Genomic DNA, 15,456 nt, shown 5'->3' with positions numbered 1-15,456 from the left:
CTTCTCCCAGATAACTACTTAGCGTGCTGACGGTATTGTTCAATTAGCTCGATGAAATGATCGAACAGCGGTGCGGCATCGGTTGGCCCAGGACTCGCTTCAGGGTGTCCTTGAAAGCTAAACGCTGGTTTATCCGTTAGGTGAATACCTTGTAATGAACCATCAAATAACGACTTATGCGTAACCTTAATATTTGCTGGCAATGTGGTTTCATCTGCAGCAAAACCGTGGTTTTGACTGGTGATCATCACGTTGCCTTTTTCAATATTGCTCACTGGATGGTTTGCACCATGATGACCAAACTTCATTTTTAAGGTTTTCGCACCAGAGGCTAAAGCAAGTAATTGATGACCTAAACAAATACCAAACACTGGAATGTCTGTTTTTAAAATTTGTTGTATGGCTTCAATTGCATAATCACATGGTTCAGGGTCGCCAGGACCATTTGATAGGAATATTCCATCAGGCTTCATGGCGAGCACATCTGCAGCAGATGTTTGCGCTGGTACTACCGTTACATCACAACCACGATCAACCAACATCCGTAAAATATTACGTTTTACACCGTAATCGTATGCGACAACTTTATACTTGAGTTCCGATTCTGGTGTTTCAGACGGTAAACCACCGACTAATTTCCAGCTACCGTTGCGCCATGTATAAGCTTTATCGGTGGTCACTTCTTTAGCTAAATCCATGCCTTTCAAGCCAGGGAATGTTTTCGCTTCCGCTAGGGCTTTTGCTTCGTCTAGGTCTCCAACCATAATACAACCGGCTTGAGCGCCTTTTTCACGCAAAATTCGAGTTAGTTTGCGAGTATCAATATCTGCAATACCAACCACATTATTTGCTTTTAAATAATCGCTTAATGATTGTTGGTTGCGGAAATTACTCGCCATAAGCGGTAAGTCACGAATAATTAAGCCACATGCATGAACCGAATCCGATTCTGTGTCTTCATCATTAGTACCTGTGTTACCGATGTGAGGATAGGTTAATGTTACTATTTGGCGTGAATATGAAGGATCCGTAAGAATCTCTTGATAACCTGTCATAGAAGTATTAAAAACAACTTCACCAACAGAGATACCGGTAGCACCAATTGCGGTGCCAGAGAATACGGTTCCATCTTCGAGTACGAGTAAGGCAGACTGTGTCAACGCGACCTCCAGAAAAGAGCCAAGCCACTTAAATAATGTGTTTTTTATTTTGTATGAATTGTCTATTTTCGATAAAATCCAAAATTTCGACAAATTCTATCGATTGTATAAGAAATTAGCTTTTACGTCTATATTTTACAGGATTGTTTTCAAAAAAAAACACCAACATTTGGTGTTTTCATTATCTAATTCAATCCTAATACTTGTTGCATGTCATACAGACCAGCATTTTGATCTGAGAGCCAAAAAGCCGCCCTCATCGCCCCATTAGCAAAAGTCATTCGACTCGATGCTTTATGGGTTATTTCCAAGCGTTCGCCTATATCAGCGAACATAGCGGTATGTTCACCGACAATATCTCCGGCACGAACCGTTGCAAAACCAATGGTATTACGATCGCGTTCACCAGTAATGCCTTCTCGCCCATAAACTGCACATTCATCTAAATCACGGCCTAATACTTCAGCAATAATCTCGCCCATTTTTAATGCAGTACCAGACGGAGCATCTTTTTTATGACGGTGATGTGCTTCGATTATTTCGATATCGGTATAATCACCCATGACTTCTGTAGCCAGTGCGAGTAATTTCCACATCACATTCACACCCACAGACATATTCGGAGCTAACACCACGGGTACTTGCTCTGAATAGGCATTAATCTGTTCTTTTTGAGCATGATTAAAACCAGTGGTACCAATAACGATTGCTTTATGGTTTTTTGCACACCAATCAAGGTGAACAATTGAAGATTCTGGTGAGGTAAAATCAATTAACACGTCAAAGTCGTTGACGACTTTATCTAGCGAATCGGTAATGGTAACGTTCATCGCACCAACACCAGCAAGCACACCAGCATCAATACCTATTAGACTTGACCCAGTACGCTCAATCGCGGCGCCAAGTACGATAACGTGTTGCTGTTTAGCAGATTCAATCAGTGTACGGCCCATACGGCCACTGGCACCAACTACAGCAATTCTCACTTTTGCAGTCATTTCATTCTCCCAGCGTTAACTAAAAGTAAATCTAAAAACAGCATATACAAAAACGCCTAAGTTAACTTAGGCGTTTTTAATAAACTAGATAATATCTAACAACTCAACTTCGAACACCAAAGCTGAATATGGCGGGATGGAAGCACCCGCGCCACGCTCACCGTATGCTAGGTGATGTGGAACATATAATTTAAGTTTGGTTCCAACTGGCATTAACTGTAATGCTTCAGTCCAACCAGCAATAACACCTGATATCGGGAATTCAGCAGGTTCGCCACGAGCAACAGAACTGTCGAATACATCACCATTGATAAAAGTACCATGATAATGAGTACGAACAGTTGAATCGTAAGTTGGTTTCTCACCTTCGCCTTGCACAAGCACTTCGTATTGAAGACCAGACTCAGTAACGGTAACACCATCACGCTTAGCATTTTCAGCTAAGAATGTATCACCTTCGGCTGCAGCAGCTTCTGAAGCAGCTTCTTGAATTTCTTGTAAACGACGACTGATCTCAGTAAATGCAACTTGAAGCTCTTCCATTGATACTGCGCTTTCTTTACCGGCAAATGCATCAGCAAGACCAGCTTGAACAGCAGGAATATCAATACCGTCAAAAGAATTGGCAGCTAATTGCTCGCCCATTTGACGACCTACACCGTAGCTTGCATGCTGTTCCATAGTGCTGAACAAATCTGACATAATAATTTTCTCTCAATAAACATAAAAAATTCGCACCAGAGTTTATCACAATTAATCCTGGTAATGTTGGCAAAAACATTAATTAGCCGGAGCTATTTTACACTCAGTCAAAGACTGTTTCCTTGCCTGTGTATAAAGTGGCATAACTTTATTTTGTGCCGCTTGTAAGTCATCAATTCGATGACTGTGTGACGGATGTGTAGACAGAAGTTCTGGTCCTTGGGCACCACCAGCTTTGGCCATGTTTTGCCATAAGGTAATACTTTGGCCAGGATTAAAACCTGCTTTTGCCATTAGTTCTAGTCCGACAATATCGGCTTCGGACTCTTGGCTGCGACCAAAGGGTAAAATAATACCCACATTCGCCCCTAAACCTAATGCGGCCATATATAAATCTTTATTGGCTACACCCGACACTCCTATTGCGGCATCGGCAACTTGCATACCCAACCCGGTTAACTGAGCCCGTGAGACCTGCTCATTACCATGTTGCGCTAACACATGAGCCACTTCATGACCCATAACAGTAGCAAGTTGATCTTGATTGACAGCGACCTTTAACAAACCTGTATAAACACCAATATGACCACCGGGCAAGGCAAATGCATTGACTTGATCAGACTCAAATAATACAACATCCCATTGCTGTGACTGATCAGGTAGTACTGCAGTGATACGCTTAGCTATACAGTTTACATATTGTGTTTGCGCTTGGTTTTGGCTTATTTTTTCACTTTGTTTCATGGTTTCAAATGATTGAGCTCCCATCTGTTGCATTTGCACATCTGAAAACAGTAAGGTTTGACCACGCCCTGTGGGTGATTGATTGTTAACACAACCAACCAATAAAGCAGAAACGAATAAGGTTAGCGCGAGAGGTTTCATCATTCATCCTTTTAACATTCATTTAGCCACTAAGCTAATCCATCATTAACTTATTTTATACTAATCTACCTCAGCAAAACACCATTTGAAATGCGATAAATAAGCAAGTATTAACGTGCTGTTTTTTGCTTTTTGAAATCACTAATACTGCGTTTGTTAGCCGTACGACGATTGGCTTGTTTATCACGCGGAGCACGCTTACTGGTTGCGCTAATCGGTTTATCCGTGACCGTAAAGCCTACTAATTCGGTCAAAGGTAATGTTTGACCTATTAACGTTCTAATGGCATCTAAACTTTGTAACTCAGAGTGTGAAACTAATGATAATGCAACGCCACTTAATCCCGCCCGTGCTGTTCTACCAATTCGATGAACATAGACTGCTGCCTGAGCAGGCAAGTCGACATTAATTACGACAGGTAATGCGTCGATATGAATACCGCGAGCTAATACATCTGTAGCAATTAAAACCGTTAGTTTTTTGCTTTTAAACAACGCTAATGTCTGGCTTCGCAAAGCTTGTTCTTTATCACCATGAAGTGCAGCCGCATTAATACCCGCTTTGAGTAACTTTTTACACAATGCATCGGCATCATCTTTAGCATTAACAAATACCAACACTTGTGACCATTGATGCAAAGTAATTAAATGGATCAGTGCTTTTGCCTTACTACCTTTATTCACGTGATATAGGGTTTGAGCTATATCGGTTACAGTACTATTCATCACATGGGCTTCAATCCGCACACTCGATGCTGACAATATTTGTTTGGCTAATATCGTTAGCGGCTCAGGCAAGGTTGCTGAAAACAATAACCGTTGCCCCTTTGGCATTAAAGCAATAAGTGCATTAATATCAGCGATAAATCCCATGTCCAGCAATCGATCGGCTTCATCTAGTACTAGACTTTGAACATGGTCAAATTGAATCACACCTTGTTGCGCTAACGCTAATAAACGCCCCGGCGTTGCAACAACCAGATTAATCGGTTGAGTGAGTCGCTCAATTTGTAATTCAATTGCTTCACCGCCGCACAACACATCAACCCGTAAATTTACCGCTTGTGCTAATGGAGCCAGATTTTGCATAACTTGAACGGCTAACTCTCTGGTGGGCACAATTACCACCGCAGACAAACTAGCAGCAGACAATTGGCTTAACTGTTGTAATAGAGGTAAACCATAAGCATAGGTTTTTCCGCTACCCGTTTGTGCCAGAGCCAACACATCTTGCCCCTCCAGTACGGCTGGAATAGCCAATTGTTGAATACGGCTAGGCTCAATTATCGCGGTAGGTAATGTGCTTAATAATTTTGGATTGAGCGAAAATGCTGAAAATGACATGGATGGCGCCTAATTAGTCATGAATACAAATAAATTCTATATCCCAATAAAAAAGGCTGTTTACCCAAAGTAAACAGCCTTTATTGATGATCACTTTCTATGAATAGTGATTAACTGTTTAAGTCCTGAAAGAACTTTTTTACACCATCAAAAAAACCTTCCGCTTTTGGACTGTGTTTTTTCGATTCACCCGTTAAGGTTGCCTCAAATTCACGCAGTAAATCTTTTTGTTTTTCATTCAGATTCACAGGCGTTTCCATAACCACTTTACACAGTAAATCACCTACTGCATGGCTACGAACTGACTTAACCCCTTTACCGCGTAAACGGAACATACGCCCAGTTTGGGTTTCTGTTGGAATTTTAAGGCTCACTTTACCGTCTAGTGTTGGGACTTCAATTTCGCCGCCTAATGCTGCTTTACTGAATGAAATTGGCACTTCACAATAAAGATTGTTGGCATCGCGAGTAAATATAGCATGCTCACGTACGCTGACCTGAACATATAAATCACCAGGAGGCGCACCAAACTCACCCGCCTCACCTTCGCCAGTAAGACGAATACGATCGCCAGTATCAACACCTGCAGGAATTTTAACCGATAAGGTTTTGCTTTTCTCAACGCGTCCTTCACCATGACATTTGCTGCATGGCTCTTTAATGATCTTACCGCGACCATGACAAGTAGGGCAGGCTTGTTGAACAGCAAAGAATCCTTGACGCATTTGCACTTGGCCTTGGCCATGACAAGTGCCACATGTGGTTGCAGATGTGCCTTTTTTAGCACCGCTACCGTCACACAAATCACAAGCGGCTAATGTCGGAATACGCAATTCTTTAGTTAAACCACGAACTGCTTCTTCTAAAGACAATTCAAGATTATAACGTAAGTCACTTCCGCGCGCCGCTTGACGTTGTCCGCCACGACGACCACCGCCGAAAATATCCCCGAAAACATCACCAAAGATATCGCCAAAATCACCTTGGCCACCACCGTGTCCACGATTAGGATCAACGCCAGCATGGCCAAATTGGTCATAAGCCGCTTTCTTATCGCTGTCGGTTAAAATTTCGTACGCTTCTTTAATCTCTTTAAAGCTAGCTTCTGCGACTTTGTCACCTGGGTTTCGATCTGGATGAAATTTCATCGCTAAGCGTTTATACGCTTTTTTAATTTCGCGTTCACTGGTGTCACGAGCAACACCGAGAACTTCGTAAAAATCACGCTTTGACATAATATTTTGTTTCTCGAAGATTTAAGTAAGTTGCTAAACTTAATTTATACAAACGGGCGTATGAGGATAACCTCAACGCCCGCTTCAATGATAACTAACTGAAAGTATTAATTACTTTTTGTCTTCTTCAACTTCTTCGAACTCAGCATCAACAACATCATCAGCAGGTTTTTCTTGGTCAGCACCAGAAGCTTGGCCTTCTGCGCCAGCTTGAGCTTTCGCTTGAGCGATTTCCATTAGCTTAGCAGATGCTTCGATAAGAGCTTGAGTTGCTGTATCCATTGCTTCTTTTTCATTGCCTTTAATAGCAGTTTCTAAAGTTGCGATAGCCGCTTCAATTTTCTCTTTGTCTTCGCTAGGTAAGTCATCGCCCGCTTCTTCAACTTGTTTCTTAGTTGAGTGAACTAAGCCGTCAGCTTGGTTACGTGCGTGAACTAACTCTTCAAATTTTACATCTTCATCAGCGTGAGCTTCTGCATCACGAACCATTTGCTCAACTTCTTCATCAGATAAACCTGAGTTAGCTTTAATGGTGATGTTTTGAGCTTTACCGGTTTTCTTGTCTGTTGCTGACACTTTTAAGATACCATCAGCATCAATGTCAAATGCAACTTCAACTTGTGGTTGACCACGTGGAGCTGGTTCAATACCTTCAAGGTTGAATTGACCTAAAGACTTATTGTAGCTTGATTGCTTACGCTCACCTTGTAACACGTGAATGGTTACCGCACTTTGGTTGTCATCAGCAGTAGAGAACGTTTGGCTCGCTTTTGTCGGGATAGTTGTGTTCTTCTCGATAAGCTTAGTCATTACGCCACCCATGGTTTCAATACCAAATGATAACGGCGTAACGTCAAGTAATAGAACGTCTTTCACTTCACCAGACAATACACCAGCTTGAATTGCCGCGCCTACAGCTACAGCTTCATCTGGGTTAACGTCTTTACGTGGCTCTTTACCAAAGAAGTTAGTAACGGCTTCTTGTACTTTAGGCATACGAGTCTGACCACCAACAAGAATCACTTCGTTGATGTCTGAGACTTTTAAGTCAGCATCAGCAAGTGCTACTTTTAACGGTTCTAAAGTACGTTGAATTAAATCTTCAACCAATGACTCTAACTTAGCTCGAGTAATTTTAACCACTAAGTGCTTAGGACCAGAGGTATCAGCAGTGATATAAGGTAAGTTAACTTCAGTGTGGTTAGTGCTTGAAAGCTCGATTTTTGCTTTTTCAGCAGCTTCTTTCAAACGTTGCATAGCTAAAGGATCTTTACGTAGATCTAAGCCTTGGTCTTTTTTGAATTCGTCAGCTAAATAGTTAATTAAACGGTTATCAAAGTCTTCACCACCTAAATGAGTATCACCATTGGTTGCTAATACTTCAAATGTTTGATCGCCGTCGTTACTGTCGATTTCGATAATAGAGATATCGAAAGTACCACCACCTAAGTCGTATACAGCAACAACGTTATCGCCTTGCTTTTTATCAATACCATAAGCTAGTGCTGCAGCTGTTGGCTCGTTGATAATACGCTTAACATCTAAACCAGCGATACGGCCAGCATCTTTAGTTGCTTGACGTTGTGAATCATTAAAGTAAGCAGGAACAGTAATAACGGCTTCTGTTACTTCTTCACCTAAAAAGTCTTCTGCTGTCTTTTTCATCTTTTTCAAGATTTCAGCTGAAACTTGTGGTGGAGCCATTTTGTTGCCACGAGACTCAACCCATGCATCACCATTATCAGCAGCGATAATTTTGAATGGCATGATGTTTACATCGCGCTGAACTTCGTCATCTTTAAAACGACGACCAATTAAACGCTTAATAGCAAAGAAAGTATTTGTTGGGTTGGTTACAGCTTGACGTTTTGCTGGTTGACCAACAATCGTTTCTTCTTCAGTGTAAGCAATGATTGAAGGAGTTGTACGGTCGCCCTCTGCGTTTTCAATTACGCGTGCTTTGCCGCCATCAAGGACAGCCACACAAGAGTTTGTCGTTCCTAAATCGATACCAATAATTTTGCCCATGGGGTCCTCCGAAATTGACGTTAGTCGTCGAAAATATAAAAATACGTTGTTTGATGTAGATATGGGGACGAACAACAAGTTATTCAAGTATTTTGTTTTCTAACTTGAGGTTCAATATTAACCACTCATATCTGCCTTGATACCTATATTGGGACAACAAAATAAATTACAAGGGGACAAGTAAAATTTTATCGTGTTTTACTGATATCACCGCGAAATGGCAACACGTAAGGGTATTTCACATAAAAATGATAAAGCACGCTTAAGTTACCCATAAAAATAATATCTGTGACATCGTTTCAAGTTATGTCTCTATATGGTTTTGAAGCGATATTATTTTTTGTAGGCGGCAAGTACCTTTGAAGTGGCATTGGGTCTATGTAGTTCAATACTATAGAGCTGGTTATGACATTAACCTTGATAATTACCTATTGATCATTGCTTTATTGATTATTTTGCTAGAACACACTATTTCTAGTTATTGGCATAAAATACCAATAACAAAAGGGCACTTACCTGTACCCTTTTTTGCCATAGTTATAACAAACTGATTATTGTCTGCTGGTGTAATCCCCCCAAGCGAGCCACTTATAGGTAGTCAGAGCATCTAAACCCATTGGACCACGAGCGTGTAACTTCTGGGTACTCACAGCAACTTCAGCGCCAAGGCCGAATTGTGAACCATCAGTAAAGCGAGTACTGGCGTTAACATACACAGCAGCCGAATCGACTTGGTTCATAAACTCACTTGCTGTATTGATATTATCAGTCAAAATTGCTTCAGAATGCCCTGTCGAATATTGGCGAATATGCCCTACCGCTTCATCAATGTTATTGACGACTTTAATCCCTAATGTCAGCGATAACCATTCAGTCGAAAATGATTCATCATGTGCGGGGGTAACATCAAACCCTAAACCTTCAAGATAATGAAAACTGTTTACACAAGCATGAAAACGGACGCCTAACGAATGCAAGTGTGACGCTATGTTGGGAATAAAATCAGCGACAACGTCTTGATGAACTAATAAGGTATCTAGGGCATTACACACTGTCGGACGCTGAACTTTGGCGTTGGCAATTACCTCGATTGCGCGCACTAAGTCGGCTTGCTTATCAACATATAAATGACAAATTCCAATTCCACCTAAAATCACTGGGATACTCGACTGTTCAGCACACAGTCTTTGTAGATGCTGTCCCCCTCGAGGAATAATCATATCGACATATTTATCCAGTCTGAGTAAACCACTAACCAAACTACGATCTGGTGAATCAATTAACTGTACGGCATCTTTAGGCAAATCTAAGCTAGTCAGCGCTTCTCGGATCACTTCACTTAACACTTTATTGGACGTTAAGGTTTCTTTACCACCACGCAAAATCACAGCATTACCTGTCTTTAACGCCAACACCGCAATATCAACAGTAACATTTGGACGAGCTTCATAAATAACCCCAACCACACCTAATGGCACACTGCGGCGAGTTAAGCGTAAACCATTGTCCAATATCCGACTTTCAGCGTCCTTACCGATGGGATCGGCCAATGAGATGACATTATCAATATCAGCAATAATACCGCCGAGTCGCCCTTCATCCAGCATCAATCTATCAACCATAGCGTCGGTTAACCCATTTTGTTTCGCTGCGGCGACATCTTGCGCATTTGCCTGTAAAATCTCATTTTTATGCAACGTTAAATGGTCGGCAATTGTCGTTAATAGTGCCGTTTTCTGTTTAGCCGTTAAGTTAGCTAATATAAAACTCGCCGCCTTAGCACGTTGACCTAATTGGGTTAAATATTCTGTTTCTGTGGCTGACATCTGTTTATCCTTAATTATCAAGTACGACCATATCATTACGATGAACCACGGCATCACCGTAGTTATAGCCAAGCAGATTTTCAATATCATTAGAATGCTTGCCACTAATTTTGATTAAATCATTGGCACAATATCGACTTATCCCTTTAGCCAGAATCTTGCCTGTTTGATTCACTATGAGTAAGGTCACCCCGCGATCAAAGTGCCCCTCAACATTAACTATACCTTTAGAGAGTAAACTGCGACCATTGGTCACCACAGCGACAGAAGCTCCAGCATCAACAATTAATTTCCCTTGCGAAGTTGGTCCAGCAAGGATCCATTGTTTACGACTTTCCAATGGATTTTCTATGGCACTAAAATGGGTGCCGACTGACTCCTTGGCCGCCAGTTTAGTAATCACATTAGGATGATGTCCCGATGCAATGACCACTTCAATCCCCGCGCGCCGTGCCACATCCGCCGCTTCAAGTTTGGTGGCCATTCCGCCCGTTCCAAGACCAGACACTGAACCGCCTGCCAATAAACGCAAACTGTCATCAATATTGGTGACTTGTTTAATCAGCTGTGCATTTGGGTTAGTACGAGGATCTGCATCAAATAAGCCTGTTTGGTCGGTGAGTAAAATCAATAAATCTGCATCACAAAGTAAGGCTGCACGGGCTGATAAGTTATCGTTATCCCCCACTTTAATTTCATTGGTTGCGACGGCATCATTTTCATTAATAATGGGAATAATATTATGAGTTAATAAGGCGTTTAAGGTATCGCGAGCATTGAGATAACGTTCACGATCTTGTAAATCAGCTCGCGTCAGTAGTAATTGACCTACATGTAAACCGTAAATACTGAATAATTGCGACCAAGCCAAAATTAACTGACTCTGACCCACTGCCGCAAGTAACTGTTTGTTCGCCATAGTATCGGGTAATAGTGGGTAATTTAAATGCTCTCGTCCGGCCGCTATCGCCCCGGATGTACATAATACAACTTCAACACCTGAACGCATAAGCGATGCCATTTGTCTGGCCAATTCGACCATATGTGCCTTATCAAGCTTTTTACTGCCTGATGTTAGTACACTGGTGCCCAACTTAACAACTACGCGGCGATAACCCATTTGTGTTACTCAGTTAACTAAAAATATGTAATCCATTTTTATACCCAATTCACACGACAATTCATAGTGAAAGCCATTAATACAGTTATATTTTTGCATTTAAAAAAACAAAAAAGGGCAATAAGCCCTTTTTTGTTTTAGCCTAAGCCAATAAATTACCCTTTGTCCATTTTCATGGGTATTGGTTAACTATAAATAAACTTAGCAATAAATAAAGCTGCAACCACTAAAACCCCCGCGTTTAAATCCTTAAAACGTCCAGTCATTAACTTGATCACCGCATAAGAAATAAACCCAAGACCGATAGCACTGGCAATAGAGAAGGTTAATGGCATTAATAAACACGTCACAACTACAGGAGCTGCTTCAGTAATATCTTCCCAGTCAACATTTACCAAACCAGACATCATTAGAATTGCAACATAAAACAAGGTTCCCGTTGTTGCATATGCTGGCACCATACCCGCTAATGGCGAAACAAATAAAGCGGCTAAAAAAAGTAAGCCAACAATAACGGCGGTTAAACCTGTACGACCGCCCACGCTCACACCAGCAATACTTTCGATGTAGCTGGTGGTTGTTGATGTGCCTAATGCAGCACCAGTAATAGTCGCAATACTATCCGCCGTTAGTGCACGTTTAACTCTAGGCAACCGCCCTTTTTCATCGAGTAATCCGCCACGTTGGGCGACAGCAACCAAAGTGCCAGAAGTGTCAAATAAATCGACAAACAAAAAAGCAAACACCACAGACAACATACTCACTTCTAATACACTAGATAAGTCCATTTTCATAAATGTCGGCATAATAGACGGCGGCATAGAAATTAAACCTTGATACTGCACATCACCAAATATCATCCCTAAAACCGTTACGATCAAAATACTAAAAATAACTGCAGCTTTTAAGCCACGGTGTACCATGGCAATAATTAGGAAAAAGCCTAATGCAGCCATAACAGCAGGAAATGAAGTGATATCACCCATGGTCACTATTGTTGCTGGACTCGCTACAACAATGCCGGCATTTTTCAAACCGATTAAGGCTAAAAACAACCCAATACCAGCCGCAATACCAAAGCGCAACGACATTGGAATACTATTTACAATCCACTCACGTATTCTCACCAAAGATAATATTAAAAAACATACCCCAGACATAAATACCGCACCAAGTGCGGTTTCCCAGCTATAGCCCATTTCCCCTACTACCGTATAAGTAAAAAAGGCATTCAAACCCATTCCTGGCGCTAATGCGATGGGATAATTTGCCAGTAAGCCCATAACCAAGCAACCAATAGCAGCGGCTAAACATGTAGCAACAAATACCGCACCATGATCCATCCCAGCATCAGCAAGCATCATAGGATTAACAAATATGATGTAAGCCATGGTTAAGAAAGTAGTAAGACCGGCGATAGCCTCTTGTTTAAGGCTAGTGTTGTTCTGTTTAAGCTTAAATAATTTTTCTAACATGGAACGGGGTTCCTTGGGCAAAGGTTAACATTGAGTTAATCGTTTTAATTGTTGTAGATGAGGATGAGATAAGCATTTACAGCTTACCTTTAGAGCAAAATCACCATCATTACCGAGGGTTCACTTTAATCTTGAGAATTATAAATACTTACGACCTTGATAGCTATCAATAGCCTTTTTGTTGAAAGATTTCAGTTTTTTATATAGCGCACTAAAACCATTAACTACATTCTAACTACAACCTTACTAGAATCTAGCGAAGGTCTAGTCAAAGTCTAACTAAATTTTAGGCAAAAAAAAGCCTACTCAAAAGAGTAGGCAGACATGTTACAAGCATCCCATATGGGGAAAGGAAAGCTAGCACCACTTAATGTGATGTAGTGATAAATTAAATAATTTACCACCTTGTCTAAAACCGTCAAACGAGACGAACAAAAGGTTGATGGATATTAACGCTACGTAAAGAGGGTCAGTTCTTAACGTTTCATGGCGAATATACCGCCACGTAAAACTGTTACATCAGCAAACCAAGTGTTTTGCCAATAAAATTTACTGTTACCTGTATAAGACATAGTCTTTCTCCTAAATTAAGTAAAGTTGCATAAACCTAGTAAAGCTTGGCTCGGTTCCCTGGAACGTACATTACTCAAATCCATTGAGACAACTTGTCACTCAGATCCTTGGAGGCTATATCCATCCTGGATTAACTAGAGTCGACGAAGACACTGCTTGTCGACGAATTGAATTATACAAAATCGTAATTTAATTACAAGTATTATTTGCTTTTATTCACAAAAAACTCGAATAAAGTGATTTGATTACATTATTCTTGTATTAAAACTATGTATAACTATTGTTCTCCTAATGTTAACAAAGTTAATATTTGTTATTAAACAATACCTTATTGCGATATACTTGACAACTTCAAAAAATGTAATAAAGCAACCAAAGGGCTAGCTGTTGGCTTACCATAGAGAGGATCCCCTTCAACAGCACTACCAGCGATGTCAATATGTGTAAATGCCAATGCAGTATCCTCTAAGCCAGAAGCTTTTATTAAGAATGCTGCGGGATATTGATGTCCGCGAGCCGTAATTGAAGACGGGCCATTGTTAGATGACACCACATCGGCAGCGCCATTTTTATCTGCCACTTTATCAAAATCTTCATTTCGTAAACGCGAAACTTCAAATGGCTCCCCCCATAACTCTCCCACCTCAGCTAATGACTCAGCCACACCTTGTCTTTTGGCTGCATTATTTTCAACTAAAGCTGGATAACCGCCGTACGCGCGTACGACATGACCAGTTAAGGTCGCCACTGAAAATAATTGTGGATTCACAGAGATTTGTGCCTGAATACGCAAATGTGATAACAAGTCAGCTAACACTAAACGCCCCTCTGCATCGGTATTACCAATGCGAACTCGCACACCTGCATGACTGGTAATAATTTCATCGGTAACAAACGCATCACTGCCGATGCTGTTTCTAACCAACCCAAGCTCAGCAATAACTTTGATGCCTTTGGGTTTAAGAATCGATAATGCCTTCATTAATCCTGCCACTGCAGCCGCACCGCCTTTATCACGGCTCATTCCCGCCATTGACCCTGCAACTTTGATATCAGCGCCACCCGTATCGTAAATCACTCCTTTACCAGCAAAGAACAACGTTTTGCTTATAGTACCTTCGCCTACATATTCAAGCTTTACCACTCGAGGTTGGTGACGTTCAACCCCAAATGAGCTTCTACCAACAGCGCTTAATAGTGGGTATTGCGCTGTTAACAGCTCGACTTGATCAATGACAGACACTGCTAATCCGCTATCAGCGAAAGCATCAACACAATATTGGGCAAACCCGATAGCCGACATTCTCTCAGGCTCAGTGCCGCAAAGATCTCGCGCTAATACTCGTCCAGCTTCAGCTGCATTAATTAACACACTATGTATAGCCGTATTTAATAATCCAATGGCCTCTAAACTCGGCGATAATGAGTTTGCTTCACGGGCCTCTAACGGTTGCCACAGCTCTTGGCCACATGCCAATGCTGCCACTTGTTCAGCATTAGCAAAGCGTTTATCACTTACAGCTGGTACTACTAATAAAGGTTTAGTTGCCCCAGCAGCTTTGGCGATAGCAATCCCCTCCCTTGCTGCTTTAGCAAAAATCCTGACATCACTGTATTCATTCTCGCTATCCACCACGGGCGAGATGATTAAGCGGCCACCAGCCAAACCTGGAGCAAATAATAGTGTGGCACTTTTACCTACACGCTTATCAATTTGACTCGCATGTGCCGCCAGCAAACTGATTTCATCTTGCTTAATGTCTGCCAGGCTTGTAGCAATGACTACCACAGCATCCCAACCTTCCCCCTCTCCTTCAAAAATAGCCTCATCACTGGATACATCAATAATGGGTACTTGAAACGCGCTAACAGCTTTATTTACTTGTTTATTAATTGGGGTCATAAAAAATCCTTAATCTATTGCAATGGCCATTGATCTTTCAAGATCAATTTGGCAGCAGTTTGTGTCACGTTAATACAATGCTGAGCGGATGAAATACAGCGGATCCACATAAGTAGACGATAACTCTGTAGATAGAAGCCACAAGCGCTGCCCGAATATTCAGCTAAACGATCTTGTTTTTTTGAAGGCATTTTTTTGCAAGGTATTT

The 15,456-nt window shown here is 41.3% G+C and carries 11 protein-coding genes; all 11 read right to left on the bottom strand.

The genetic code is table 11. The annotated features are described in order from the left end of the window. Positions 1-14: 14 nt before the first annotated feature. Positions 15-1,172, bottom strand: coding sequence for a glutamine-hydrolyzing carbamoyl-phosphate synthase small subunit (gene carA, locus FCN25_RS15295; RefSeq protein WP_137227429.1), 1,158 nt, complete (start codon positions 1,170-1,172; stop codon positions 15-17). A gap of 173 nt (positions 1,173-1,345) precedes the next feature. Further along, positions 1,346-2,158: a 4-hydroxy-tetrahydrodipicolinate reductase gene (dapB, locus tag FCN25_RS15290; RefSeq protein ID WP_137226222.1), complete on the bottom strand. Its 813-nt coding sequence runs from the start codon at positions 2,156-2,158 to the stop codon at positions 1,346-1,348. Between the two features lie 84 nt (positions 2,159-2,242). Beyond that, positions 2,243-2,860: an FKBP-type peptidyl-prolyl cis-trans isomerase gene (locus FCN25_RS15285; protein ID WP_137226220.1), complete on the bottom strand. Its 618-nt coding sequence runs from the start codon at positions 2,858-2,860 to the stop codon at positions 2,243-2,245. A gap of 78 nt (positions 2,861-2,938) precedes the next feature. Beyond that, positions 2,939-3,745: a M48 family metallopeptidase gene (locus FCN25_RS15280; protein WP_137227428.1), complete on the bottom strand. Its 807-nt coding sequence runs from the start codon at positions 3,743-3,745 to the stop codon at positions 2,939-2,941. A gap of 110 nt (positions 3,746-3,855) precedes the next feature. Next, on the bottom strand, positions 3,856-5,088 hold the full coding sequence (locus FCN25_RS15275; protein ID WP_137226218.1) for a DEAD/DEAH box helicase: 1,233 nt from the start codon (positions 5,086-5,088) through the stop codon (positions 3,856-3,858). 110 nt (positions 5,089-5,198) lie between these two features. Beyond that, the gene (dnaJ, locus tag FCN25_RS15270; protein WP_137226216.1) at positions 5,199-6,323 is read right to left on the bottom strand and encodes a molecular chaperone DnaJ; all 1,125 of its coding nucleotides are present in this window, start codon (positions 6,321-6,323) and stop codon (positions 5,199-5,201) included. 111 nt (positions 6,324-6,434) lie between these two features. Beyond that, positions 6,435-8,351: a molecular chaperone DnaK gene (gene dnaK / locus FCN25_RS15265; protein ID WP_137226214.1), complete on the bottom strand. Its 1,917-nt coding sequence runs from the start codon at positions 8,349-8,351 to the stop codon at positions 6,435-6,437. Positions 8,352-8,902: 551 nt separating this feature from the next. Next, on the bottom strand, positions 8,903-10,177 hold the full coding sequence (locus tag FCN25_RS15260; protein WP_137226212.1) for a glutamate-5-semialdehyde dehydrogenase: 1,275 nt from the start codon (positions 10,175-10,177) through the stop codon (positions 8,903-8,905). A gap of 10 nt (positions 10,178-10,187) precedes the next feature. Continuing rightward, positions 10,188-11,297 (bottom strand): glutamate 5-kinase, encoded by a 1,110-nt coding sequence (proB, locus tag FCN25_RS15255; RefSeq protein WP_137226210.1) that lies wholly within the window; start codon positions 11,295-11,297, stop codon positions 10,188-10,190. 185 nt (positions 11,298-11,482) lie between these two features. Continuing rightward, positions 11,483-12,772, bottom strand: a complete 1,290-nt coding sequence (locus FCN25_RS15250; protein ID WP_137226208.1) for an NCS2 family permease — start codon at positions 12,770-12,772, stop codon at positions 11,483-11,485. Positions 12,773-13,673: 901 nt separating this feature from the next. After that, positions 13,674-15,248, bottom strand: a complete 1,575-nt coding sequence (locus FCN25_RS15245; protein ID WP_137226206.1) for a leucyl aminopeptidase family protein — start codon at positions 15,246-15,248, stop codon at positions 13,674-13,676. Positions 15,249-15,456 lie beyond the last annotated feature (208 nt).

The organism is Shewanella sp. MEBiC00475, from assembly GCF_005234075.1.
In the GTDB taxonomy this organism is placed as follows: Bacteria; Pseudomonadota; Gammaproteobacteria; order Enterobacterales; family Shewanellaceae; genus Shewanella; species Shewanella polaris.
The sequence above is the reverse complement of the archived record's forward strand: the minus strand, read 5'-3'. Positions and strand labels throughout refer to the sequence as shown.